Here is a 23,354-nt window from a genome sequence, read left to right as displayed (position 1 = left end):
GAGATGAGCTCGGGGGTGGCGGGGGGCATTCCGTTCGCTTTCTCAGTAGCTGGCTGCACAGCAGGACCCGCAGGCCGCTCGGCCTGCGGGTCCTTCCGTCACACGGCTCGGAGCCGGCGTCAGGCCGCCTTGGGGGCGTTGACGTCGCTCGGCAGCGCCTTCTGGGCGACCTCGACGAGCGCGGCGAACGCACCGGCGTCGTTGACGGCCAGCTCGGCCAGGATCTTGCGGTCGACCTCGACGTTCGCGGCCTTCAGACCCTGGATGAAGCGGTTGTAGGTCATGCCGTTGGCGCGGGCAGCGGCGTTGATGCGCTGGATCCACAGCTGGCGGAAGTCACCCTTGCGCTTCTTGCGGTCGTTGTAGTTGTAGACCAGCGAGTGGGTGACCTGCTCCTTGGCCTTGCGGTACAGGCGCGAACGCTGACCGCGGTAGCCGGAGGCCTGCTCGAGGATCGCCCGGCGCTTCTTGTGGGCGTTCACTGCCCGCTTGACGCGTGCCACTTTTTAACTCCTTGTAGCGGGGCCGCGGTGGTCTTCACACGGCCCGAAATCGATTGGGTCCCGGTCCTGACGTGCGGCGCTGACGCGCCGGGACGTCACTTGCCGAGAAGCTTCTTGATCTTCTTGGCGTCGCCCGGGGCCATCTCGGCGTTGCCGGTGAGGCGACGCGTCACACGGGACGACTTGTGCTCGAGCAGGTGGCGCTTGCCGGCACGCTCGCGGAGCACCTTGCCGGAGCCGGTGATCTTGAAGCGCTTGCTGGACCCGCTGTGCGACTTGTTCTTCGGCATAGCGCCGTTCTCTCCTCGTCGGTGGCGCTCCGGTGCCCGGTCGCGAAAACCGGGCACGGTGGAGCGTCGTCTTGTTTCGGTTGCTTCCTGGGGACTCGCGTCCCCCGGGATCACGCGTCGGCGGAAGCCTCGGCCGGCGCCTCGGCGGAGTCCTCGGCGAGGTCGGCCTCAGCGGCGTTCTGCGACTTGCCGGGGTTGGCCTTTGCCTCGGCCTTGCGGGCCTCTTGCGCCTGGCGAGCCTCGGCCATCGCCTCGGTCTTCTTCTTGTGCGGACCGAGAACCATGATCATGTTTCGGCCGTCCTGCTTCGGGTTCGACTCGACGAAACCGAGGTCTGCGACGTCCTCCGCGAGCCGCTGGAGCAGTCGGTAGCCCAGCTCGGGCCGGGACTGCTCGCGACCACGGAACATGATCGTGATCTTGACCTTGTCGCCCTGCTTGAGGAACCGGACGACGTGACCCTTCTTGGTGTCATAGTCGTGCGGGTCGATCTTCGGCCGGAGCTTCATCTCCTTGATGACCGTGTGCGCCTGGTTCTTGCGCGCCTCACGGGCCTTCATGGCCGACTCGTACTTGAACTTCCCGTAGTCCATGAGCTTGCACACGGGCGGACGGGCGTTCGCCGCGACCTCGACCAGGTCCAGGTCGTACTCCTGCGCAAGCTCCAGTGCCTTGGCCAGGGGGACGATGCCCACCTGCTCGCCACTGGGACCGACAAGTCGCACCTCGGGAACGCGAATCCGGTCGTTGATGCGGGGCTCGGCGCTGATGGATCCTCCTCGGTAGCACCACGCGACGGTCTGGCGGACGGCCGCGTAACGTCTCTTTTCGATAGACCTAACCGCGCCGAAGCACAAAAAATGCCCCGGACGATTCCCAGGCGGGGCTCCTCGAACTACCGGAGCACCGCCGCGGGGAACCGCGGGGCGCGCTTTCGGACGGATCGCCGCCGCTGGGACGGGACCGTCTGACCGGTGACCCGACGCCCTGGGGGCGGTCAGGTGGGAGTTCGAAAGCCTCCACTTGTGGGTCGGGCTCGCGGGCCGCTAGGCATACGGGTCCGACCGGTCGTTACACGAGATTACCAGCATTGGCCAGGAACGGCTAATTGCGGCGCCCCGGGGCCTGGTACGTCGCCCGCCCCGGCCTGCGCCTATCGTGTGGGGCATGAGTGAGACCCCTCCTGAGTCCCCCGACTTCGACGCCATGGCCCGCGACATCGCCGAGGTCCCGGCGGTCGAGGTGATCGTGACGGTCGCCGTCAACCTGATGAGCGCCGCCGCGGTGAAGCTTGGTCTGACCGAGGAGGGCGACAAGCACAAGGACCTGGACGAGGCCCGCAAGCTGGTGCACGCGCTGGCCGGTCTGCTGGACGCGTCCACCACCGAGATCAGCTCGTTCCACGCGGCACCCCTGCGAGACGGCCTGAAGTCGCTCCAGCTGGCGTTCCGCGAGGCGTCGCTCGTCCCGGACGAGCCGGGCAAGGGCCCGGGCGAGAAGTACACGGGCCCGGTCTACGGCTAGTACGGCCGGCCCGCTCAGGCTACTCAGCGTTCGTACAAGGGCTCGCCCGGTGGCGTCGCCCCGGCCGGCAGGAGTGCCAGGTCGAGGCCGCGCACCAGGCGGGCCCTCAGTGTCTCGTCGGCCGCGAGGCGCCGGGCGACCGCCCGGGCGGCTTCGGCGGGGGCGGCGGACGGGTCCAGGACCAGGGCGAGGGTGCCGTCGGCCTGGCCGGGCCCGAGGTGGGCGCGCAGAACGGCGGGCTCGGCGGCCACGGCCTCGCGTACGGCCTCGACGACGGCCGGGTCGGCGAGCGGGTCGGTGGTCGTGCGGCCCTCCGCGAGGGCGAGCAGGGCGGGACCGGTCAGCTCGAAGGGCACGGGCCCGGCCAGGTCGAGCACGATCGTGTCCGCCTTCTCGTGCGCGGCGGCCTGGAGGGCCTGGTGCAGGGGTACGGCGACGGGGCGCGCCGCCGGGTCCCAGCGGGCGAGGGAGTCCGTGGAGGTGAAGGCGGGGAGGGCGGTGCGGTTCCCGGCCTTCAGGGTCGGTACGGCCATGTCGCTGGTCTTCTCGCGGCGCAGTCCCCGCTCGTCCTCCTCGACCTCGCCGAGCACGGCCACGACGGGGACGAGCAGCCGGGCGCCCTTGAGGGCGTCGAGGACCGGGCCCACGGCACCGCGGTCCTCGGACCAGGCGCCGAGTGCCGCGCTCAGCCGGGGGTCGGCGGAGCCGTCGTCGTCGGAGAAGCCGGAGTCGGGGATGTTCTTGTTCGCCACGGTCGTCGACCCTATCGGCCGGGTGCCGTCGCCTCGGCGGGCGGTCCTGTTGCCCGGCGCTAGTGCCCCGGCAGGCAACGTTCGCCCCGTCGCGACGCCCGGTACGCCCTCTCGCCGCACCGGACGCCGCTCCTTGACGGGCAAACGTTGCCTGCCGGGGCACTAGAAGTCGTCGTGGCCGGCGCGGCGGCCGCGCCACAGGACCACGGCCGCGATCAGCAGCACGCCGCCGGCGCCGCCCGCGAGGGGCGCGGCCCAGTCGGCGGTGTCGGCTCCGGAGCCGATCGCGTCCGGGCCGCTGCCGAAGTACTTCGCGCCGTACGCCGCCGAGCGGAGGCCCTGCGGCTTCAGCCGGTCGGCGGCCTTGATGGCGGCGGCCGGGTCGACGAAGCCGAAGCCGCGGGAGTCGTCGCGGCCCCCGGCGGGGGCGCTGCGGGCGGTGTCCTCCAGGAGCGACTTGATCTGGGCCGGGGTCAGGCCGGGGTGGGCGGCCTTGACCAGGGCGGCGGCGCCGGAGACGAAGGCGGCGGCGGCGCTGGTGCCCCAGCCCTCGTAGTACTTGTGGTCGGGGTCGGCGATGACGACGTCGACGCCGGGGGCGCTGACGGTGGCGTACCAGCGGCGGGTGGAGAAGGGGGCGCGGGTTCCGGCGCGGTCGACGGCGGTGGCGGCGATGACGCCCGGGTAGGCGGCCGGGTAGGAGATGCGGTCGCCCTTCTCGCCGCCGTTGCCGGCGGAGGCGACGACGACCACGCCCTTCTTCAGGGCGTACTGGATGGCCTGGTCCTCGGTGGGTTCGGGGTGCGCGGAGGCGGAGTCGTCGCCGAGGGAGAGGTTGATGACGTCGGCGCCGTGGTCGGCGGCCCAGCGGATGCCCTCGGCGAGGGCGTTGCCGCGGGTGCTGCGGGCCTTGGCGCGGGAGGGGTCGCCGTCCTCCAGGATCACGCGGACGGGGAGGATCTTCGCCTCGGGGGCGATGCCGAGGACGCCGTCGGCGTTGCCCGGGCCGTGTCCGTGCCCGGCGATGATGCCGGCCATGGCGGTGCCGTGCCGGGCCCAGGCGCGGTCGCCGGGTTCGGCTCCGAAGCGGATCAGGTCCTTGCCGGTGAGGACGTTGCCGATCAGGTCGGGGTGGTCGGCCTCGACACCGGTGTCCAGGACGGCGACGGTGACGCCCTCGCCCTTGGTGGTCCGCCAGGCCTCCTGGGTGTGCATGGCCTCCAGGGCCCACTGCTGGGCGCGGATGCCGTCGGCGTGGGCGGTGGCGGAGGGGACCAGGACGAGGCCGGCGGCGAGGAGAACACTCAGGAACCCGCCCGCGCGGGACATGACGGCTTTCACGACGGCTGCTCCGTGGCCGAGCGGACGTTCTTGCGCAGGCCGCGTTCGACGCGGTCGGCGAGGCCCTGTGCCTCGTTGCCGAGGCCGGCCTGGGCGGGGGCGGTGGTGGCGCCGGACTCCATGGCGTCCTCGGCGGGCTGCGGGTCGTCGACGGTGCGGCCGTCGGCCCAGCCGGAGACGGCGTAGACGACGACCGGGGCCTCGGTCAGCACGGAGACGGTCCAGGCGGCGCGCTGCTCCGCGCCGAAGTCGGCGGCGGGCGTGTCCTTCGCGGCGTACGGCAGGGGCATCAGGTCGCTGCGCCGGTCCAGGCGCTCCTTGCGGAAACGGTTCGCGAGGGAGGTCATGCCCGTGGCGTCGGCCTCGGTGAAGAGCAGGCCGACGGTGGTCACGTAGCTCTCGGTGGCGTCGGTGTAGGTGGCCCGCAGGAGCCGCTCACAGCCGACGGGGGCGAGAGCCTTGCGCAGCAGGGGGTCGAAGGCGTCCTTGCAGCCGCTGTCCGGGGCGACGGCGATACGGGTCCAGGTGCGGTCGGCACCGCCGGGGCCGGCGCCCTGACCCTGCACGATGGGCGGGAAGAGCTGGTCGACGGGAACGCTGTGCCAGAGGCTGCCGGCCGTGGTGAAGGTGGAGCGCGAGCCCTCCTCCCCGGAGTCCCCCACGAGCCAGCTCCCGGTGACCGCGCCCGAGATGAGCCCCAGCCCGAGCACGAGACAGACGGCGGCAGCGGCTGCCTGTGACGCCCCGCGCCGCCCGAGCGGCCGGGGCCGCGCGTCGGCGTCGTATCCCTCGGGCTCCCCGAAGGACACGACGGGGCGTGCGCCGGCGGGAGCGGGACCGGGGGACAGGGGGGCGCTCCAGGACAGGGACGGGTCGGGAGAGACGTTGGTGGGGTTGTGGGCGGGCTGCCGGCCGGGGGCGGGCCGGTGAGCGGGCGCCGAGGGCATGCGCATGCCACGCCCGGTAGTGGCACCGGTGCCGGCGTCGGCACCGACCTGCGGCTCCCGCGAGGGGCGCGGCGGCACACCGGGCCGCGCGGGACGGGGGCGGCCGAAGGGTTCAGCAGGCTCGGAGGCCGGGCGCTCGGCCTGCTCGGCGGGTGACGGGCCGGCGGGGACCGGACGCAGGCGGGCGGTCGTCTCCGAGGAGTTCTCGGCGGGGGCACCGGTACGGCGTGACGTGGGGGCGTACCCCGGCCGGCCGGCCGTCTCCGACGAGGCCCCGCCCGGAGCATCCGGACGCCCCGGACGGTCGGACGAGCCCGGCGTGGGGAGGTGACGCGGTCGCGGAGGGGCGTCGGGTGGGGTGGACGGCCTGTTCGGCTCGGATCGCGTCACGCGGCCGACGCTGTGCTGCGCGTCCGGGAAGCGGTCGGAGGCGCGGGGCGGTGGCGGGGCGGCGGGCTCGGTACGCCGGGGTGCGGCGGGCTCGGTACGCCGGGCCATGGTGTCGCCGAAACTGGGGAAACGGGGGCGGCCGTTCGAGCCGTCGGTCCCGCCGGAGGCCGCGGGAGCAGCCGTTTCCTGCCCGGCGGCGGCAGATCCTGACGAGTCCGTGTCCCGCTCCGGCGACGGGCGCCGCGTCCCCGCACTCGGCCCACGCACGCCGGAACGCCCCCGGTCGTCCGAAACCGACGGGGTGTCACCCGTGGTCGCGTCGGAAGATGCCGTCCGGGCGTCCTCGGGCGAGGACGGGGGGCGCGAAGGGCGTGGCGGAGTGCTGGGACGTGGGGGGAAAGAGGCACGCTGTGCTTCCGTGCTCATGCACCCCCCGTTTCCTCGTACCCGGGCCGCTGCGTAATGCGCGGGCCGGTGTCGTCCTGCCCGAGGCCCGGCACTGAGTCGTCCCGGGCACACATACCCGTACGGATGGAGCGTCATCCCAGCGCGGAAGTCCGGCCGGCGCCGCTCCGCCGTACGTGCGCGTCACTCTACGGCGTGTTCCTGCGCGAACGGGAACCAGTCCACGAGCCCGGGGCATCTGCCCGGAACGTCCCCCTACCCTGCGGTAATCCTGTCTGGCAGGCTGCGTTCATGACTGCGCGCGCCTCCGACCGGGCCCGTTACGACCGGGCCACCGCCCATCTCGACGCCCCTCTCGCGATCGTGGACCTGGACGCCTTCGACGCCAACGCCGCCGATCTGGTCCGTCGCGCCGGGGGCAAGCCCGTCCGGGTCGCCAGCAAGTCCGTGCGGTGCCGGGCCCTGCTGGAACGCGTCCTGGCCCGGGACGGTTTCGCGGGGATCATGTCGTTCACCCTCGCCGAGTCGCTGTGGCTGGCCCGGTCCGGGTTCGACGACGTGCTGCTCGCCTACCCGTCCGCCGACCGGGCCGGGTACGCCGAACTCGCCGGTGATCCGAAGCTCGCCGCCGCCGTCACCGTGATGATCGACGACGTCGCCCAGCTCGACCTGATCGACGCGTCGCGGGGCGGTGGGCGTGAAGTCGTGCGCGTCTGCCTGGAGTTGGACACCTCCCTGAAGCTGCTCGGTGGGCGGGTACGGGTCGGGGCCCGGCGTTCGCCGCTGCACTCCCCCGCCGAGGTCGCCGACGTGGCCCGGGCCGTGGCCCGCCGGCCGGGCTTCGAGGTCGTGGGGATCATGGCGTACGAGGGGCACGTCGCCGGTGTCGGGGACGCGGTGGCGGGACGGCCGCTGCGGTCCCGTGCCGTCCGGCTGATGCAGGCCGCCGCCAAGCGTGAACTCGCCGAGCGCCGTGCGGAGGTGGTGCGCGCGGTGCGGGCCGTCGTGCCGGGGCTGGAGTTCGTCAACGGCGGCGGCACCGGCTCGGTGCAGCACACGGCGGCCGAGGACGCGGTGACCGAGATCGGCGCCGGGTCGGGGCTGTACGTGCCGCGGCTGTTCGACAACTACACGTCGTTCAGCGGCCGTCCGGCGGCCCTCTTCGCCCAGCCCGTCGTACGGCGGCCGGGCGTCGGGGTGGTGACGGTCCTCGGCGGCGGGTACCCCGCCTCCGGCGCGGCCGGGCCCGACCGGCTGCCCGTGCCGTATCTGCCGGAGGGGCTGCGTTACGACCCTCAGGAGGGGGCCGGCGAGGTGCAGACGCCGCTGCTGGGCTCGCCCGCCGACGACCTGCTGATCGGTGACAAGGTGTGGTTCCGGCACGCGAAGGCCGGTGAGCTGTGCGAGCGGTTCGACGTGCTGCATCTGGTCGAGGGGGACGCGGTGACGGCGACCGTGCCGACGTACCGCGGCGAGGGCCACACGTTCCTGTAGCCGGCCCAAGGTCGGTACCGGTCAGCCGCGTTCAGTCCGACGGGCCGATGCTGCTGCCCACGCCGCCGCCCGTGTCCGCGTCGCCGAACGGCCGTATGCCCTTGGTGATGCGGTCCATGTCGGCGAGCGGCGGTCCGTCCTCGCCCGCGTCGAAGACGTAGCGGACGAGGACGGGCGCCTCGGTGCCGACGCTGGACGGGAAGACGAGCGACTGGACGTATCCGCCCGGCCCCTTGGCGGTCCGCACGCGCCAGCGCACGAGGTACCCGGCGCGGCCGGCCACCGCGACCGGCCCGGACTTGACGACCTGGTGCGACTCGATGCCCCCGTAGAGCTCGCGGCCGAGTTGGTCGCGGTCGTAGGCCTCGTCGGCGGCGTCCTTGATGTCCGCCTTGGCGAGGGCCTCGGGGGACTTCTCGTCGTTCTCGGTCACCGTGCGGGAGAAGACGAGGCCGTGGCGGCAGAGGCCGACGCCGCCGGGGCAGTCGTAGGTGCCGTCGGTCGTCATGACGACGTCGTCCTGCGCCACGTACTGCGGCCGGGCCCAGCCGTCGAGCAGGGGGAAGGTGACGCCGTTGAGCTGGTCCTCGACGACGGCCGGGTCGTCGGCGGACGGCTCGGAGGTGGACGCCTCGGGAGTCGGCTCCGGCGGGCCGGTCGTGGCCGGGGGCGCGGATGTCGGGGCCGTCCTCGTCTCCGTGCCGTCGCCGTCGTCGCCCAGCACGACGGCTCCGGTGACGATCGCCGCGACGAGGACGGCCCCGGCGGCGATCAGGGCGACGGCCTTCCCGCGCCCGGTGCCGCCGCCCGGGGGCGGGGGCACCGGGCCCGTGGGGGCCTCGGGCGCACGGCGGTGCTCGGTCCAGGCCGTGCCGTCCCACCAGCGTTCCAGATGCGGGCCGTGCGGGTCGGGATACCAGCCGGGCGGTGGCGTCATGCTCATCCCGGCACTGTAGAGCCAGTTCCCGGCCGTCCGGACCGGCCTCTTACAGGGGTGTGACGTACGCCCCCGCGATCCCGCCGTCGACCAGGAAGTCGGTGGCGTTCACGAAGGAGGAGTCGTCGCTGGCGAGGAAGGCCACGGCGGCGGCGATCTCCTCGGCCTCGGCGAACCGGCCCAGCGGGATGTGCACCAGGCGGCGGGCGGCGCGCTCCGGGTCCTTGGCGAACAGCTCCTGGAGGAGCGGGGTGTTGACCGGCCCGGGGCACAGGGCGTTGACCCGGATGCCCTCCCGGGCGAACTGCACGCCCAGCTCACGGGACATGGCGAGGACGCCGCCCTTGGAGGCCGTGTACGAGATCTGGCTGGTGGCGGCGCCCATCCTCGCCACGAAGGACGCCGTGTTGATGATCGAGCCCTTGCCCTGGCGCCGCATGTACGGGATGGCGGCCTTGCAGCAGAGGTAGACGGAGGTGAGGTTGACCTCCTGGACGCGCTTCCAGGCCTCCAGCCCGGTCTCCAGGATGGAGTCGTCGTCGGGTGGGGAGATGCCGGCGTTGTTGAAGGCGATGTCGACGCTGCCGTAGGTGTCGTGGGCCGTCCTGAAGAGGGCCTCCACCTGCTCGGGGTCGGTGACGTCCACCTTCACGAAGATGCCGCCGGTCTCCTCGGCGGCCGCCTTGCCGCGGACCTCGTCGACGTCGCCGCAGACGACGTGCGCGCCCTCGGAGGCGAGGCGGCGGGCGGCGGCGAGACCGATGCCGCTGCCGGCTCCGGTGACGACGGCGCTGCGGCCGACCAGCCGGCGGCAGATGCTTTCCTGAGCGGTCACTGTGCGGGGCCCTCCGTGCTGATGAAGACGTTCTTGGTTTCGGTGAAGGCGGCCAGGGCGTCGGGGCCGAGCTCGCGGCCGACGCCCGACTGCTTGTAGCCGCCGAAGGGGGTCCAGTAGCGGACGCTGGCGTGGGAGTTGACGGACAGGTTGCCGGCGCGGACGGCCTGGGAGACACGCAGGGCACGGCCGACGTCCCGGGTCCAGATGGAGCCGGAGAGGCCGTACGGGGTGGCGTTGGCGAGCCGGATCGCGTCGGCCTCGTCGGTGAAGGGCAGCAGGACGGCGACCGGGCCGAAGATCTCCTCGCAGGCCGCCGCCGAGTCGGGCCGCTCCCCGGTGAGCACGGTCGGCGGGAACCAGAAGCCGGGCCCCTCGGGTGCGCTGCCGCGCAGGGCCGGGGCGTCGTCGGGCACGAAGCCCCGGACGCGGTCGAGCTGCTGCCGGGAGATCAGCGGGCCCATCTGCGTCTTCTCGTCGGCCGGGTCGCCCACCACCACGGCGGCCAGCGTCTCGGCGAGCAGCTCGCGGACCTCGTCGTAGACCTGCTCCTGGACCAGGATGCGGGTGCGGGCGCAGCAGTCCTGGCCGGAGTTGTCCAGGAAGGAGAAGGGGTCGACGGCGGCCTTCAGGTCGGAGTCGGCGAAGACGATGTTCGGGCTCTTGCCGCCGAGTTCGAGGGTGACGGGCTTGATCTGCTCGGCGCCGAGCGCCGCGATCCGCCGACCGGTCCTGGTGGAGCCGGTGAAGACGATCTTGGCGACGCCGGGGTGCCGTACCAGCGCGTCGCCGGTGATGTCGCCGTGTCCGGGCAGGACCTGGAAGAGGTGTTCCGGGAGCCCGGCCTCCAGGGCGAGTTCGGCGAGGCGCAGCGCGGTGAGCGGGGTGGTCTCGGCGGGCTTGAGGAGGACCGCGTTGCCGGCCGCGAGGGCGGGGGCCGTGCCCCAGGCGGCGATCGGCATGGGGAAGTTCCAGGGCGCGATCACGCCGACGACGCCGAGCGGTTCGAGGATCGTGACGTCGAGGCCGCCGGGCACCGGGATCTGCCGGCCGGTGAGCCGCTCCACTCCCCCGGCCGCGTAGTCCAGCAGGTCGCGGACGTTGCCCGCCTCCCAGCGGGCGTTGCCGATGGTGTGGCCGGCCTCGCGGACCTCCAGGCGGGCCAGTTCCTCCAGGTGCTCGTCGACGGTGGCCGCGAAGCGGCGCAAGTGCCGGGCGCGGTCGCCGGGGGTGAGGGCGGCCCAGATCCGCTGTGCCCTGGCGGCGTGGGTGACGGCCGCGTCGACGTCGGCGGGGCCGGCCGCCGCGATGGCGGCGATGACCTCCTCGGTCGCGGGGTTCAGTACTTCCAGAAGGTGCTCGGAAGACAAGTAGGACCTCACATGCGTTCGAAGGAGCGGCGCAGCTCCCAGTCGGTCACCGCGGCGTCGAAGGCGTCCAGTTCGACGCGCGCCATGTTGCGGTAGTGCGCGACGACCTCGTCGCCGAAGGCGGCCTTGGCGATGGGGCTGTTCTCCCAGAGCTCGGCGGCCTCGCGCAGGGTGGTGGGAACGTGGGCGAAGTCGGCGGCGTAGGCGTTGCCGGGGCAGGGCTCGGGCAGCTCCAGCTTCTGCTCGACGCCGTGCAGTCCGGCCGCGACCAGTCCGGCCACGGCGAGGTAGGGGTTGACGTCGCCGCCGGGCAGCCGGTTCTCGAAGCGCATCGAGCGGCCGTGGCCGACCACGCGCAGCGCGCAGGTGCGGTTGTCGTAGCCCCAGGCGACGGCCGTCGGGGCGAAGGAGCCGGGCTGGAACCTCTTGTAGGAGTTGATGTTGGGGGCGTAGAGGAGGGAGAAGTCGCGCAGCGCGGCGAGCTGGCCGGCGAGGAAGTGGCGCATGACGTCCGACATGCCGCCTTCGCCGTCCCCTGCCATGGCGTTGTGGCCGTCGGCGTCCGCGAGCGAGAGGTGGATGTGGCAGGAGTTGCCCTCGCGCTCGTTGTACTTGGCCATGAAGGTGATCGACATGCCCTCCTGGGAGGCGATCTCCTTGGCGCCGGTCTTGTAGACGGCGTGCTGGTCGCAGGTGACCAGGGCCTCGTCGTAGCGGAAGGCGATCTCGTGCTGGCCGGGGTTGCACTCGCCCTTGGCGGACTCGACGGTGAGGCCGGCGGCCGCCATCTCGTTGCGGATGCGGCGCAGCAGGGGTTCGATGCGGCCGGTGCCGAGGACCGAGTAGTCGATGTTGTACTGGTTGGCCGGGGTGAGGCCTGCGTAGTTGCTGTCCCAGGCCTGTTCGTAGGTGTCCTTGAAGACGATGAACTCCAGCTCGGTGCCGACCTGGGCGGTGTAGCCGAGCTCGGCGAGGCGCTCCAGCTGGCGGCGCAGGATCTGGCGGGGCGCGGCGACCACGGGCGAGCCGTCGTTCCAGGCGAGGTCGGCGTGGAGCATGGCCGTGCCCTCGTTCCAGGGGACGCGGCGCAGGGTGGCCAGGTCCGGGTGCATGGCGAAGTCGCCGTAGCCGCGGTCCCAGGAGGACATCGCGTAGCCGTCGACGGTGTTCATCTCGGTGTCGACGGCGAGCAGGTAGTTGCAGCCCTCGGTGCCGTGCTTGAGGACCTCGTCCAGGAAGAAGCGCGCGGCGAACCGCTTGCCCTGGAGCCGCCCTTGCATGTCGGGGAAGGCCAGGACGACAGTGTCGATCTCACCGCCCGCGACGAGGGCGTGCAGCTCCTCGACGCTCAGCGGGGGTGTGCGGTCTGCCACGGGAGGGCCTCCTTGGCTCTGGTTCCGCCGGAAGCCATAAGGTATTCCTGAGAACCATTGCTTGGGAAGGGGGTACGGCCACATGCCGGAGGAAGCTGGCGGCGAGACGCGGGACGGGCTGACGCCAGTGCTGCGGCCGGTGCGTGCGGGCAACGGTTTCGAGGAGGCACTGGAGCAGATCCTCCAGGTCGTACGGCTGGGCCTGGTACCGGGGGGCGAACGGCTGCCGGCCGAGCGGGAGCTGGCGGAGCGGCTGGGGATCAGCCGGGTGACGCTGCGCGAGGTGCTGAAGGTGCTCCAGGACCAGGGCCTGGTGGAGTCGCGGCGGGGCCGGTACGGCGGCACGTTCGTGCTGCCGCGTCACGACGCCGGCGGCGAGGACGAGCTACGGCGCCGGATCGCCGAGGTCGACATAGAGGACATGCTGCGGTTCCGGGAGGTGCTGGAGGTGGGCGCGGCGGGGCTGTGCGCCACGCACGGCCTGTCGGACGAGCAGGAGGAACGGTTGCGTCAGGCGCTGTCCCGCACGCACGACGCGCCGCTGGGCGACTACCGGCGGCAGGACACGCTGCTCCATCTCACGCTGGCCGAGCTGTGCGGCTCGCCGACGCTGACCGCGCAGTACGCGGCGGTTCGGGCCACGGTCAACGACCTGCTCGACTGCATCCCGCTGCTCGTGCGCAACCTGGAGCACTCGCAGCGGCAGCACACCGCCCTGGTGGAGGCGGTGCTGGACCGGGACGCGGACGGCGCACGGGAGATGATGCGGGAGCACTGCGCGGGGACGGCGGCGCTGCTGCGCGGCTTCCTGGGCTGAGCCGGGACGGGTCCCGGCGTTGCGAGGATTTACTGGTGATTAACGCAGGGGTATTGCCTTCCTGTAGCGGACACGGCAAAGGTATGGATCCATTCCATTGGGTCGAACCCTCTCGACCCCGTGTCCGCCTCCCGTGGGGAGTCTGCCCATGTCCCAGGAATCCACCAGCACACCCGCCGCCGTGCAGGCGGACGACTATCTGGAACGCAGGGCGCTCCGCCGCGGCAGCGCCGGCTGGGTGCTGCTCACCGGACTCGGCGTCGCCTACGTCGTCTCCGGCGACTACTCGGGCTGGAACTTCGGCCTGGCCGAGGGCGGCTTCGGCGGCCTGGCGATCGCCATGGTGCTCATGGGCGCGATGTACGCGTGCATGGTCTTCGCCCTCGCCGAGCTGTCCTCGATCCTGCCGACGGCGGGCGGCGGCTACGGCTTCGCCCGGCGGGCGCTCGGCCCGTGGGGCGGCTTCCTGACCGGTACGGCGATCCTCATCGAGTACGTCCTCGCGCCCGCCGCCATCGTCATCTTCATCGGCGACTACGTCGCATCGCTGGGCCTGTTCGGCCTGGAGTCCGGCTGGCCGGTGTACCTGGTCTGCTTCGCGATCTTCCTCGGCATCCACCTCTGGGGCGTGGGCGAGGCGCTGCGCTTCAGCTTCGTCGTCACGGGCATCGCGGTGGTCGCCCTGGTCGTGTTCGCGCTGGCGGCACTGCCCGAGTTCTCCTTCGCCTCACTGGACGACATCCCGGTCGACTCCTCCGCCGCGGGGTCGAACTCCTGGCTCCCGTTCGGCCTGCTCGGCATCTGGGCGGCGTTCCCGTTCGGCATGTGGTTCTTCCTGGGCGTCGAGGGCGTGCCGCTGGCCGCCGAGGAGACGAGGGACCCGGCCCGTACGCTGCCGAAGGCGATCCGCTGGTCGATGGGCATCCTGGTCGTGCTGGCGGTGGTGACCTTCGTCGCGGCGGCGGGAGCACGCGGTTCCGCGGCGATCCAGGAGGCGGGCAACCCGCTGGTCGAGGCGCTCCAGCCGGACGGCGAGGCGACGACCCTGAGCCGGATCGTCAACTACGCGGGCCTGGCCGGCCTGGTGGCGTCGTTCTTCTCCCTGATCTACGCGGGCTCGCGCCAGCTGTTCGCCCTGTCCCGCGCGGGCTACCTGCCCCGCTTCCTGTCCCTCACCAGCCGCCGCAAGGCGCCGTACCTGGGCCTGCTGGTGCCCGGCACGATCGGCTTCCTGCTGGCGGCGGTGTCCGGGAACGGCGCCCGGATGCTGAACATCGCGGTCTTCGGCGCGACCATCTCCTACGCGCTGATGTCCCTCTCGCACATCGTGCTGCGCCGCCGCGAGCCGGAGCTGCCGCGGCCGTACCGGACGCCCGGCGGGGTGCTGACCTCCTCCGTCGCCCTGGTGCTGGCCTGTGCGGCGCTGGTGGCGACGTTCCTGGTGGATGTGACGGCGGCGTTCATCGCGCTCGCGGTGTACGTCGTGGCCCTCGCGTACTTCGGGCTGTACAGCCGGAAGCGGCTGGTGGCGCAGGCGCCGGAGGAGGAGTTCGCCGCGCTGGCCGCGGCCGAGGCAGAGTTGACACGGGACTGAGACGTCGACTGTTGAGGGGGTTCTCGTGGCCAGGCCGTTGATCGGTGTCAGCACCTATCTGGAGTCCGGTGCGCGCTGGGGAGTGTGGGAACTGGAGGCCGCGCTGCTGCCGGTCGGCTACCCCCGGCTCGTGCAGCGAGCGGGCGGCCTGGCCGCGATGCTCCCGCCGGACGACCCCGCGCACGCGGCCGCGGCCGTGGCCCGGCTGGACGGGCTGGTCATCGCGGGCGGGCCGGATGTGGAGCCCGTACGGTACGGCGCCGAGCCGCATCCGCGCACCGGGCCGCCGGCGCGGGAGCGGGACGCGTGGGAGCTGGCCCTGATCGACGCGGCGCTGGTGGCGGGTGTGCCGTTGCTGGGCATCTGCCGGGGCATGCAGCTGCTGAACGTCGCCCTGGGCGGGACGCTGGTGCAGCACCTCGACGGGCACGCGGAGGTCGTGGGCGTCTTCGGCAATCATGCCGTCAAGCCGGTGCCGGGGAGTCTGTACGCCGGTGCCGTGCCGGAGGAGACGTTCGTACCGACGTACCACCACCAGGCCGTGGACCGCCTGGGCGAGGGGCTCGTCCCGTCGGCCTACGCGGATGACGGCACGGTGGAGGCGCTGGAACTGCCGTCCGGTGAGGGGTGGGTGCTGGGGGTGCAGTGGCACCCGGAGATGGGGGAGGACGTGCGGGTGATGCGGGCGTTGGTGGAAGCGGCAGCGGCGGCCTGAGCCGGTGCGCGCAGGCTGGTCAAGCCGTGTGCGCGCAATGACCAGCGCAACCCAGCGCTCTTTTCCCTTCCCGTTTGGAGCATCGCAGGTGAGAAGTGCGGCGCCGGCCGCTCTGGTCCTGCTGCGCGCACGGGAGGAGTATGGGAGACGAGCGACCAAGGGAGGCCCGCCATGAAGACCGCAGCCTCGGACTACGACCTCTGGCTGTACTCGCACACGCCCTCCCAGGCCGAGGGCGAGCGCGATGAACCGTCCGAGCGTGCGGCAGTGGAGCAGCACCCGGACGTCCCCAGGACCGAGCCGTCCCAGGCGGAGGGCGAGCGGGTGGACGACTTCCGGACCGCATGACCGCCGACAAACGATCAATGAACGGCGCGGGGCAGCGCGTGAGCGGCCTTCGGGGCTGAGGAACATCTCGGTCAGATGACGCGTCTGTACACGCGAGGTGCCTGTCATCTCCGCTGAGGGACAAAGCAGACGTCAGTCGACTGTCTCCTCCGGCTCTGGCCAGCAGGGCGGGGGCGAGACGACTACCCCCGCGTCAGCGACAGCAGATCCCGGGCGGGCCCGGTAGGGCGATGACCGGTCGGCCACACCGCCCTGAGGTCCCGCGCCAGCGCGACCCCCTCGACCGGCACCCGCACCAGACGCCGCATCGCCAGCTCCTCCCCCACCGCCAGTTCACTCAGCACCGCCGGCCCCGCCCCGCTCACCGCCGCCGCCTTGACCGCCGTGGTGGACGACAGCTCGATCAGCGGCCGGGCCAGACCCCCCAGCGCCGCGTCCAGGACCTGGCGCGTACCGGAGCCCTTCTCACGCAGGATCAGCGGGGTCGACGCCAGCTCCCCCGCCGCCAGCGGCCGCCGCCGTCGGGCCCAGGGGTGGGCAGGAGCCGTGACCACTATCAGCCGGTCGTGGGCGATGACCACCGAGTCCAGCCCCGTCGGGACCGTCAGCCCCTCGACGAACCCCACATCCGCCTCGTCCGACAACAGCCGCTCAGCGACCACCGTCGAGTTCCCGGCATGCAGGGACACCGCCGTGTCGGGCCGCTGTGCGCGCAGCGCGAGCAGCCAGCCCGGGAGCAGATACTCGGCGATCGTCATGCTCGCCGCCACCCGCAACCGTGAGTCGCGGCGATCGCGCAGCGCCTGCGCCCCCACGTCGAACGCCTCCGCCGCCTCGACGATCCGCCGCGCCCAGTCCGTCACCAGCGCACCGGCGTCCGTGAGCCGGGACCCGCGCGGTGAGCGGTCGACCAGCGCCACGCCGAGCTGCCGCTCCATCGACCGGATCCGGCTGCTGGCCGCGGGCTGGGTGATGCCGAGTTCCCGCGCCGCCCGGCCGAGGCTGCCGAGCCGCGCCACCGCCAGCAGCAACTCCAGACCGCCCAGATCCGGCACCCGGTGCGCCAGGGACCCGGCGGTCGGGACCCCGCCCTGCTCTTCCGTCCTGCTCATAAACCCAGCTTATGTCGCCATAGGGGCACGCTCCCTGGTGGTGGGGTGCCCACGGCCCGACCGTGGAGTCATGGTCATCGCAGCCCAGCCCCTTCCGTGCGCAGTCTCCGTCCGTCACCTCGGGCCCAACTGGTACGCCACCGTCATGGGCACCGCCGTCGTCGCCACCGCCGGGGCCGCCCTGTCGCCGCACGTCCCCGGGCTGCGCGGCGCGCTGGCCGGTGTCTGGGCCCTCTCGCTGCTCGTGCTCGTCACCCTGCTCAGCGCCCGGGCCGTGCACTGGGCCCAGCACCGGGACCAGGCCCGCGCCCACCTCCTCGACCCGGCGACGGCCCCGTTCTACGGCTGCCTCGCCATGGCCCTGCTGGCCGTCGGCGGCGGCGCACTCGCCGTCGGCCGGGACTGGATCGGCGTGCGGGCGGCCGTCGCGCTCGACGCCGTCCTGTTCACCGCCGGTACGGCTCTCGGGCTGGCCGCCGCCGTCGCGGTGCCGTATCTGATGGCCGTACGGCACCGGGTCCAGCCGGGGCAGGCCACACCCGTCTGGCTGCTGCCGCTGGTCGCGCCCATGGTGTCGGCCGCCGTCGGGCCGCCGCTGGTGCCGCATCTGCCTCCCGGGCAGGCCCGGGCGACGCTGCTCCTCGTCTGCTTCGCGCTGTTCGGGCTCAGCCTGCTCGCGACCCTGGTCATGCTGCCGCTGGTCTTCGGACGGCTGATCACCGGCGGGCCGCTGCCGCTCGCCCTCACCCCGACGCTGTTCCTGGTGCTCGGGCCGCTGGGCAGTCCACGACCGCCGCCGGGGCGTTCGCGGACGTCGCCCCAGGGGTCGTACCGGCGCCGTACAGCCAGGGCTTCGGTGTGCTCGCCGTGCTCTACGGCGTGCCCGCGATGGGTTTCGCGTTGCTGTGGTTCTGCCTCGCCACCGCCCTGGTGCTGCGCGCCCGGCGGCACGGGATGCGGTTCTCGATGACCTGGTGGTCGTTCACCTTCCCGGTCGGCACCTGCGTCACCGGCGCCGGGGCGCTGGGCCGGCACACCGGGCTCGTGGCCTACGCGGGGCCGGCGGTCGTGCTGTACGCGGTGCTGGTCGCCGCGTGGGGCACCGCCGCCGTGGGCACCGTGCGCGGGCTGCTCAGGGGCGAGCTGCTCGCAGGGCCCGGCCCAGTACCCGTGGCGCCTCGGCCAGCGACGGCCCGTACCACGTCAGGTGCCGTCCGCTGACGAGCGCGCAGGGCAGGCCCGGGAAGGCCTCGGGGCCGTCGTCGGCGGTGAAGCGGTAGGGCTCGTCCGGGAGGATCACCATGTCCGGTGCTGCGGCGCGGAGTTCCTCCAGCGGGATGCGGGGGTAGCGGTCGGGGTGCGTCGCGTGGAGGTGGTCGACGCCGAGGCGGGCGAGGACGTCGCCCGCGAAGGTGTCGCGGCCCAGGACCATCCACGGGCGGCGCCAGATCGGTACGACCGCCGTCAGACGGGCCGGGGGCGGCGGCAGGGACGACCAGGTCTCCTCCGCCTCGTCGAGCCAGCGCGGGCGGGCCGCCACCCCGCAGGCGTCCAGGACGCGTGCCAGTTCCCGGAAGGCCTGCGGCACGTCGCGGATCTCCGTCACCAGGACCTCGACGCCCGCCGCGCGCAGGGCCGCGAGGTCGGGTGCGCGGTTCTCCTCCTCGTTGGCGATCACCAGGTCGGGAGCGAGGGAGACGATCCGCTCGGTCTTCGGGTTCTTCGTGCCGCCGACGCGTACGACATCGAGTCCGGGCGGATGCGTGCACCAGTCGGTGGCGCCGACCAGGGCGCCGGGCGCGGACCGGGCCACGGCCTCGGTCAGCGACGGGACCAGCGAGACGACCCTCACCGGCGTGGCCGGTTCCGGACCGCCTCGATGTGCTCCGCCACGGCGACGACGATCACCCGGGTGTCGGACTCCGCCGCCCGCCAGCGGTGCCGCACACCGCCGGTGAGGTACAGCGTGTCGCCGCGGCCGAGCCGGTAGGCGCGGCCCTCCGCCTCGATCTCCACCGCGCCGTCGGCGACGTACATCAACTGGTCGTTGCGGTACTGGAACTCACGGCCGGCGTCGTGGTCGCCGGTGAACTCGGAGGCGTGCATCTGGTGGTGACCGCGCACCAGGGACCGGGTCCGGGGCTGGGGCAGCGGTTCCGTGTCGTCGGCGCGGACGACGTCCACGCTGCACGCCGGGTCGGCCGCGGCGAGGAGCTCGACCGCGGTGGTGCGCAGGGCGTCGGCGACCTTCTCCAGGGAGCTTGTGCTGGGCCGCGCCCGGTCGTTCTCGACCTGGCTGAGGAACGGGACCGACAGGCCGCTGCGCTCGGCCACGACGGCGAGGGTGAGCTCCAGCGCGCGGCGCCGCCGGCGCACGGCCGCGCCCACCCGAAGGGGCTGTTCTTTGTGGTCGCCCATCGCTCCGGCTCCCTCCTTCGCCCGTCGATCCGGTCCCTGTGCGCCGGTGTCCCGGCGCACGGCTTCTGTTGAGTTGTCTGCACCCTACGCATGTTCGGCAAACCGTTGCATGCGCCCGTCACATCGATGTCATACAACGCGGTGTGCGACCTCACAGTTCGCGCCAGGGGACCCGCCGTCCCCGGGGCCGCGTCCCTGTTCCTCCTACGGGAGGAACAGGGAGGGAGAAGGGGTTCGCGGGGTGGCGTAGCGCTGTGTGGTTGTCCGGATCCTGCTCGTGGGTCCGGGCCCCGGGTGGGGGTCCGGATACGGGTGAGGGTACGCGTACGGGGCGGGACGCGGCGTGTCGCGTCCCGCCCCGCGACGGACTCACTGCGGCGTCATGCGCTCCACCATGTCGGGGTGCTGCTTCAGCCACGCGGCGACGGCCTCTTCCTCGTGGCCCTGGCCGCGGTCCTTGATCTCGCTCTCCAGGCCGCCGAGTTCGTCCTCGCTCATCCTGAAGTTCTTGATCCACTTCGTGAGCTGCGGGTACTGCTCGGGGAACTTATCGTTGGAGATGGTGCGGATCGTGTTGCCCTCGCCGAAGGCCTTCTTGGGGTCCTTCAGCTTGGTCAGCTTGTAGTCGCTGTACGCCCAGTGCGGCGACCAGAGGGTGACGGCGATCGGCTCCTTCTTGGCGTAGGCGCGCTTCAGCTCGGCCAGCATGGCCGGAGTGGAGCCGTCGACGACCTCGTACTCCTTGTCCAGGCCGTAGCCGGGCAGGACCTTGTTCTTCAGCAGGTCCATCTCGCCGGTGCCGGGCTCGATGCCGATGATCTTGCCGTCGAAGGTGCCGGCCTTGCCCTTGAGGTCCTCCAGGGAGTCGACGCCCTTGACGTAGGAGGGCACGGCGATCTCCAGGGAGGTCGGTTCGTACCAGGTGCCGAGGTCCTTGAGCCGGTCCTTGTTCGTGTCCCAGTAGTTCTTCTGGGCGTAGGGCAGCCAGGCGTCGAAGTTGAGGTCGAGATCGCCCGAGGCCAGACCGGTGTAGACGGGGCCGACGTCCATCTGCTTCAGGTTCATCCTGTAGCCGCGCCGTTCGAGGACGTTCTTCCACAGGTACGTGACGGCGATGTCCTCGTCCCAGGGGAACCACGCCACGTTCAGCGGTCGCTTGGCCTCGGCGGGCGTGCTACCGCCGGTGCCCTTGACCGGGGCGAGCTTGTCGACGTAGCCGGGGTGCTGCTTCAGCCAGGCGCGGACGGCTTCCTGCTGGTTGCCCTCGCCCGCCTTGTTGATCTCGGCTTCCAGGCTGGTGAGCTCCTTCTCGCTCATCTTGAACTTCTTCAGCCAGCCGGCGACCGTCGGGTCGTCGTCCGCGAAGCCCTTGCGGGCCAGCGTGTGCACGCCGTCGCCCTTGCCCCAGGCGCCCTTGGGGTCCTTGAGTTTCTTCAGGTCGTAGTCGTTGTACGCCCAGTGCGGTGACCAGAGCGTGACGACGATCGGTTCCTTCTTGGCGTACGCGCGCTTCAGCTCGGCCAGCATGGCGGGCGTGGAGCTGTCGACGACCTTGTACTCCTTGTCCAGGCCGTACTCCTTGAGGACCTTGCTCTTGAGCAGGGCCATCTCGCCGGCGCTGGACTCGATGCCGGTGATCTTGCCGCCGAACTCCGACGCCTTGCCCTTGAGGTCCGCCAGGGAGTCGATGCCCTTCACGTAGGAGGGCACGGAGAGCTCCAGGGACGTCTTGCCGTACCAGGCGCCCAGGTCGTCGAGCTGCTTGCCGTACTTCTTCCAGTACTGGGCGTGGGTCGTGGGCAGCCAGGCGTCCGTCTGGAAGTCGACGTCGCCCTGGGCGAGGGAGGTGTAGAGCGGTCCGGCGTCGAGCTGCTTGGCCTCGACCTGGTAGCCGCGCTGCTCCAGGACCTCCTTCCAGAGGAAGGTGGAGGCGACGCCCTCGTCCCAGGGGATGTAGCCGATGCTGATCTTCTTGCCCTGGCCGATGTCCTTGGTGCCGGCCGCGGCGGTCGAGCTCGTGCCGCCGCCGAGGACCCCCATGCCGCCCGAGACGAGGGCGAGGACGACGACGCCGATCACGGCGACGGCCGGGCGGGGCCGGTACGACCAGATCTTCAGCCCCTGGGCGGCGCGCAGCCTGGCGGCGGCGCGGCGGCCGAGCGGGGAGACCTGGGTGCCCAGCGCGCTGGTCATGCGGTCGAGGTAGATCGCGAGGATCACGATGCCGACCCCGGCCTCGGCGCCCAGGCCGACGTTGAGCTGGCCGATGGCCTGGTTGACGTCGCCGCCGAGGCCGCCGGTGCCGACCATGCCGGCGATGGCGGCCATGGACAGGCCGAGCATGATGACCTGGTTGACGCCGGCCATGACCGTGGGCAGGGCGAGGGGGAGCTGGACGCGCAGCAGGGTGTTGCGGGGTGTGGTGCCGAACGCGTCGGCGGCCTCGACCAGGTCCTTGTCGACCTGGCGGATGCCGAGTTCGGTCATGCGCACGCCCGGGGCGAGCGCGAAGATCAGGGTGGCGACGATGCCGGCGGAGGCGCCGGTGCCGAAGAAGAGGATCGCCGGGATGAGGTAGACCATCGCGGGCAGCGTCTGCATGAAGTCCAGGACGGGCCGGACCAGACCGCTGACGCGGTCCGAGCGGGCAGCCCAGATGCCCACCGGTATGGAGATCACCAGCGCGATGACGGTCGCCACGAGGACGAGCGCCAGGGTGATCATCGCGTTCTCCCACAGGTCGAGGGAGTCGATGAACGCGAATCCCACGAAGGCGAGGACACCGGCGAGAGTGCCGCGCAGCCAGAAGGCGATCACGGCGAAGATGCCCGCGAGGAGCAGCGGTTGGGGGGCCTGGAGGACGGCGTTGATGCCGTCGTAGAGGCCGAGGAAGACGGTCTTGCAGAAGTCGAACAGCCATCCCATGTGGGTGGTGAGCCAGTCGACGGCGTCGTTGACCCAGGTGCCGAGCTGAATCCTAGGCACGGGCGGTCACCTTCTCTCCGCCCTTGTCCCGCGGGGAGTCGCAGGGCTCCGGGGTGGCGTCCCGCTCGTCACCGAGGAAGCCGACCAGGCGCTGCCGGGGGACGACGCCGATCAGCTTGTTGTCCTCGTCCACGACCGAGACGGGGTGGGAGAGCCGGGCGCTGATCGCGCAGAGCTCCGTGAACGGGGTGTCGGTCGTGGCGGTCCGGCAGTGGCAGCCGGGGTCGTCGCCGGTGACCGAGGTGTCCATGAGCTCGCCCGCGGTCAGGACGCGGGAGCGGTCGACGTCCTGGGTGAAGGAGGCGACGTAGTCGTTGGCCGGGCGCAGCAGGATGTCCTGCGCGGTGCCGTTCTGCACGATGCGGCCGTCGCGCATGACGGCGATGCGGTCACCGAGGCGCATGGCCTCGTTCAGGTCGTGGGTGATGAAGACGATCGTCTTCTTCAGCTTCTGCTGGAGCTCCAGCAGCTGGTCCTGCATGTCGCGGCGGATCAGCGGGTCCAGGGCGCTGAAGGACTCGTCCATCAGCAGCAGGTCGGCGTCGGTGGCGAGCGCGCGGGCGAGGCCGACGCGCTGCTGCATGCCGCCGGACAGCTCGTCGGGCCAGGACTTCTCCCAGCCGGCCAGGCCGCACAGGGCGAGCGCCTCGTCGGCGCGGCGTACGCGCTCGGCGCGGGGCACGCCCTGCACTTCCAGACCGTAGGCGGCGTTCTCGCGCACGCTGCGGTGCGGGAAGAGCGCGAAGTGCTGGAACACCATGCTGATCTTCTTGGAGCGGACCTCGCGCAGCTCACGGTCGCCGAGCGTGGTCAGGTCCTGGTCGTCGAAGCGCACGTGTCCGGCGGTCGGCTCGAGCAGGCCGTTCAGCATGCGCAGCAGGGTGGACTTGCCGGAGCCGGACAGGCCCATGACGACGAAGATCTCGCCGGGCTCCACGGTGAAGGACGCGTCGATCACGGCGGCCGTCACGCCCTCGGCGCGCAGCTCGTCCCGGTCCACCCCGTCGCGGAGCCGCTGGACCGCCTGGTCCGGTCTCCTGCCGAACACTTTGTACAGGCTCTCCGCCTGAAGCCTCGCTGACACGTGCACCTCAATTTCCACGGCAAAAGAACAGAGCGAGGACAGGGCGCAAAAGTTGAACTGCGCAACCAGCCTCGCTGCGGGACGGCGCCTCCCCCCGATTCCGAATCCCAAACGCGCAAG

21 protein-coding genes and 1 pseudogene are annotated in these 23,354 nt (G+C 72.1%); 7 read left to right on the top strand and 15 right to left on the bottom strand.

Features of this window, described 5'->3' with window-relative positions; genetic code table 11:
• Nucleotides 1–119: 119 nt before the first annotated feature.
• From rplT to infC, 3 genes are all read right to left on the bottom strand, one after another.
• Nucleotides 120–503 carry a 50S ribosomal protein L20 gene (gene rplT / locus AOQ53_RS20990; protein WP_003989074.1) on the bottom strand — a complete coding sequence of 128 codons (384 nt, stop codon included), beginning with the start codon at nucleotides 501–503 and terminating at the stop codon, nucleotides 120–122.
• A 95-nt stretch (nucleotides 504–598) separates the two neighbouring features.
• Nucleotides 599–793, bottom strand: coding sequence for a 50S ribosomal protein L35 (rpmI, locus tag AOQ53_RS20985; RefSeq protein ID WP_059419477.1), 195 nt, complete (start codon nucleotides 791–793; stop codon nucleotides 599–601).
• Nucleotides 794–903: 110 nt separating this feature from the next.
• Nucleotides 904–1,563 carry a translation initiation factor IF-3 gene (gene infC, locus AOQ53_RS20980; RefSeq protein WP_099054650.1) on the bottom strand — a complete coding sequence of 220 codons (660 nt, stop codon included), beginning with the start codon at nucleotides 1,561–1,563 and terminating at the stop codon, nucleotides 904–906.
• A gap of 397 nt (nucleotides 1,564–1,960) precedes the next feature.
• Here infC and AOQ53_RS20975 point away from each other — a divergent pair, with 397 nt between their 5' ends.
• On the top strand, nucleotides 1,961–2,317 hold the full coding sequence (locus AOQ53_RS20975) for a DUF1844 domain-containing protein (protein WP_078945418.1): 357 nt from the start codon (nucleotides 1,961–1,963) through the stop codon (nucleotides 2,315–2,317).
• A 23-nt stretch (nucleotides 2,318–2,340) separates the two neighbouring features.
• On the opposite strand, the gene AOQ53_RS20970 is transcribed toward AOQ53_RS20975, so the two are convergent.
• The 3 genes from AOQ53_RS20970 to AOQ53_RS20960 all read right to left on the bottom strand — a co-directional run bounded on the left by AOQ53_RS20970 (nucleotide 2,341) and on the right by AOQ53_RS20960 (nucleotide 5,219).
• Nucleotides 2,341–3,069, bottom strand: coding sequence for an SseB family protein (locus AOQ53_RS20970; RefSeq protein ID WP_059419472.1), 729 nt, complete (start codon nucleotides 3,067–3,069; stop codon nucleotides 2,341–2,343).
• A 162-nt stretch (nucleotides 3,070–3,231) separates the two neighbouring features.
• The gene (gene mycP / locus AOQ53_RS20965; RefSeq protein ID WP_059419487.1) at nucleotides 3,232–4,398 is read right to left on the bottom strand and encodes a type VII secretion-associated serine protease mycosin; all 1,167 of its coding nucleotides are present in this window, start codon (nucleotides 4,396–4,398) and stop codon (nucleotides 3,232–3,234) included.
• Between the two features lie 8 nt (nucleotides 4,399–4,406).
• Nucleotides 4,407–5,219: a hypothetical protein gene (locus AOQ53_RS20960; protein ID WP_059419486.1), complete on the bottom strand. Its 813-nt coding sequence runs from the start codon at nucleotides 5,217–5,219 to the stop codon at nucleotides 4,407–4,409.
• A gap of 1,224 nt (nucleotides 5,220–6,443) precedes the next feature.
• Between AOQ53_RS20960 and AOQ53_RS20955 the strand changes: the two genes are divergently transcribed.
• The gene (locus AOQ53_RS20955) at nucleotides 6,444–7,646 is read left to right on the top strand and encodes an amino acid deaminase/aldolase (protein WP_059419470.1); all 1,203 of its coding nucleotides are present in this window, start codon (nucleotides 6,444–6,446) and stop codon (nucleotides 7,644–7,646) included.
• Nucleotides 7,647–7,677: 31 nt separating this feature from the next.
• Here AOQ53_RS20955 and AOQ53_RS20950 read toward each other — a convergent pair whose 3' ends face one another.
• Genes AOQ53_RS20950 through AOQ53_RS20935 form a run of 4 tightly spaced genes read right to left on the bottom strand, consistent with a single transcriptional unit; the run spans nucleotide 7,678 to nucleotide 12,161 of the window.
• The gene (locus tag AOQ53_RS20950; RefSeq protein ID WP_059419484.1) at nucleotides 7,678–8,583 is read right to left on the bottom strand and encodes a DUF2510 domain-containing protein; all 906 of its coding nucleotides are present in this window, start codon (nucleotides 8,581–8,583) and stop codon (nucleotides 7,678–7,680) included.
• Nucleotides 8,584–8,632: 49 nt separating this feature from the next.
• Complete coding sequence (locus AOQ53_RS20945) at nucleotides 8,633–9,418, bottom strand: 3-oxoacyl-ACP reductase (protein ID WP_059419469.1); 786 nt, start codon at nucleotides 9,416–9,418, stop codon at nucleotides 8,633–8,635.
• Nucleotides 9,415–10,788, bottom strand: a complete 1,374-nt coding sequence (locus AOQ53_RS20940) for an aldehyde dehydrogenase family protein (protein WP_059419482.1) — start codon at nucleotides 10,786–10,788, stop codon at nucleotides 9,415–9,417. The genes AOQ53_RS20945 and AOQ53_RS20940 overlap by 4 nt, the downstream gene beginning before the upstream one ends.
• An 8-nt stretch (nucleotides 10,789–10,796) precedes the next feature.
• Nucleotides 10,797–12,161, bottom strand: a complete 1,365-nt coding sequence (locus AOQ53_RS20935; protein ID WP_059419468.1) for a glutamine synthetase family protein — start codon at nucleotides 12,159–12,161, stop codon at nucleotides 10,797–10,799.
• Between the two features lie 82 nt (nucleotides 12,162–12,243).
• Between AOQ53_RS20935 and AOQ53_RS20930 the strand changes: the two genes are divergently transcribed.
• From AOQ53_RS20930 to AOQ53_RS44745, 4 genes are all read left to right on the top strand, one after another.
• Nucleotides 12,244–12,978 (top strand): FadR/GntR family transcriptional regulator, encoded by a 735-nt coding sequence (locus AOQ53_RS20930; RefSeq protein WP_059419467.1) that lies wholly within the window; start codon nucleotides 12,244–12,246, stop codon nucleotides 12,976–12,978.
• A 148-nt stretch (nucleotides 12,979–13,126) separates the two neighbouring features.
• Nucleotides 13,127–14,572 carry an ethanolamine permease gene (gene eat / locus AOQ53_RS20925; RefSeq protein WP_059419465.1) on the top strand — a complete coding sequence of 482 codons (1,446 nt, stop codon included), beginning with the start codon at nucleotides 13,127–13,129 and terminating at the stop codon, nucleotides 14,570–14,572.
• Between the two features lie 37 nt (nucleotides 14,573–14,609).
• Nucleotides 14,610–15,287: a gamma-glutamyl-gamma-aminobutyrate hydrolase family protein gene (locus tag AOQ53_RS20920; protein ID WP_167745743.1), complete on the top strand. Its 678-nt coding sequence runs from the start codon at nucleotides 14,610–14,612 to the stop codon at nucleotides 15,285–15,287.
• A 171-nt stretch (nucleotides 15,288–15,458) separates the two neighbouring features.
• Nucleotides 15,459–15,635, top strand: a complete 177-nt coding sequence (locus AOQ53_RS44745) for a hypothetical protein (RefSeq protein WP_167745742.1) — start codon at nucleotides 15,459–15,461, stop codon at nucleotides 15,633–15,635.
• Nucleotides 15,636–15,817: 182 nt separating this feature from the next.
• Here AOQ53_RS44745 and AOQ53_RS20915 read toward each other — a convergent pair whose 3' ends face one another.
• Nucleotides 15,818–16,747, bottom strand: coding sequence for a LysR family transcriptional regulator (locus AOQ53_RS20915; protein ID WP_059419463.1), 930 nt, complete (start codon nucleotides 16,745–16,747; stop codon nucleotides 15,818–15,820).
• A 70-nt stretch (nucleotides 16,748–16,817) separates the two neighbouring features.
• On the opposite strand from AOQ53_RS20915, the pseudogene AOQ53_RS20910 reads away from it, so the two are divergent.
• Nucleotides 16,818–17,968, top strand: a pseudogene (locus AOQ53_RS20910) (TDT family transporter).
• Here the strand turns inward: AOQ53_RS20910 and AOQ53_RS20905 are convergent.
• From AOQ53_RS20905 to AOQ53_RS20890, 4 genes are all read right to left on the bottom strand, one after another.
• A complete protein-coding gene (locus AOQ53_RS20905) occupies nucleotides 17,880–18,599 on the bottom strand; it encodes a helical backbone metal receptor (protein WP_059419461.1) in 720 nt (239 codons plus the stop codon). The pseudogene AOQ53_RS20910 and the gene AOQ53_RS20905 sit on opposite strands and share 89 nt — an antisense overlap.
• Nucleotides 18,596–19,165 (bottom strand): helix-turn-helix domain-containing protein, encoded by a 570-nt coding sequence (locus AOQ53_RS20900; protein WP_059419460.1) that lies wholly within the window; start codon nucleotides 19,163–19,165, stop codon nucleotides 18,596–18,598. The genes AOQ53_RS20905 and AOQ53_RS20900 overlap by 4 nt, the downstream gene beginning before the upstream one ends.
• Nucleotides 19,166–19,534: 369 nt before the next feature.
• Nucleotides 19,535–22,150, bottom strand: a complete 2,616-nt coding sequence (locus tag AOQ53_RS20895; protein ID WP_059419458.1) for an ABC transporter permease/substrate binding protein — start codon at nucleotides 22,148–22,150, stop codon at nucleotides 19,535–19,537.
• The gene (locus AOQ53_RS20890; protein ID WP_059419481.1) at nucleotides 22,143–23,234 is read right to left on the bottom strand and encodes a quaternary amine ABC transporter ATP-binding protein; all 1,092 of its coding nucleotides are present in this window, start codon (nucleotides 23,232–23,234) and stop codon (nucleotides 22,143–22,145) included. Before AOQ53_RS20890 ends, AOQ53_RS20895 begins: the two co-directional genes overlap by 8 nt.
• Nucleotides 23,235–23,354: the final 120 nt, after the last annotated feature.

This window comes from Streptomyces azureus (assembly GCF_001270025.1).
Lineage (GTDB): Bacteria > Actinomycetota > Actinomycetes > Streptomycetales > Streptomycetaceae > Streptomyces > Streptomyces azureus.
Note: the sequence above shows the minus strand (reverse complement) of the source record. Positions and strands in the feature narration are given on the sequence as shown.

Excerpts from the sequence above, each read along its gene's own strand:
- rpmI (WP_059419477.1), bottom strand. The coding sequence starts at position 793 with ATGCCGAAGAACAAGTCGCACAGCGGGTCCAGCAAGCGCTTCAAGATC.
- AOQ53_RS20975 (WP_078945418.1), top strand. The coding sequence starts at position 1,961 with ATGAGTGAGACCCCTCCTGAGTCCCCCGACTTCGACGCCATGGCCCGC.
- mycP (WP_059419487.1), bottom strand. The coding sequence starts at position 4,398 with ATGTCCCGCGCGGGCGGGTTCCTGAGTGTTCTCCTCGCCGCCGGCCTC.
- AOQ53_RS20955 (WP_059419470.1), top strand. The coding sequence starts at position 6,444 with ATGACTGCGCGCGCCTCCGACCGGGCCCGTTACGACCGGGCCACCGCC.
- AOQ53_RS20950 (WP_059419484.1), bottom strand. The coding sequence starts at position 8,583 with ATGACGCCACCGCCCGGCTGGTATCCCGACCCGCACGGCCCGCATCTG.
- AOQ53_RS20930 (WP_059419467.1), top strand. The coding sequence starts at position 12,244 with ATGCCGGAGGAAGCTGGCGGCGAGACGCGGGACGGGCTGACGCCAGTG.
- eat (WP_059419465.1), top strand. The coding sequence starts at position 13,127 with ATGTCCCAGGAATCCACCAGCACACCCGCCGCCGTGCAGGCGGACGAC.
- AOQ53_RS44745 (WP_167745742.1), top strand. The coding sequence starts at position 15,459 with ATGAAGACCGCAGCCTCGGACTACGACCTCTGGCTGTACTCGCACACG.
- AOQ53_RS20915 (WP_059419463.1), bottom strand. The coding sequence starts at position 16,747 with ATGAGCAGGACGGAAGAGCAGGGCGGGGTCCCGACCGCCGGGTCCCTG.
- AOQ53_RS20900 (WP_059419460.1), bottom strand. The coding sequence starts at position 19,165 with ATGGGCGACCACAAAGAACAGCCCCTTCGGGTGGGCGCGGCCGTGCGC.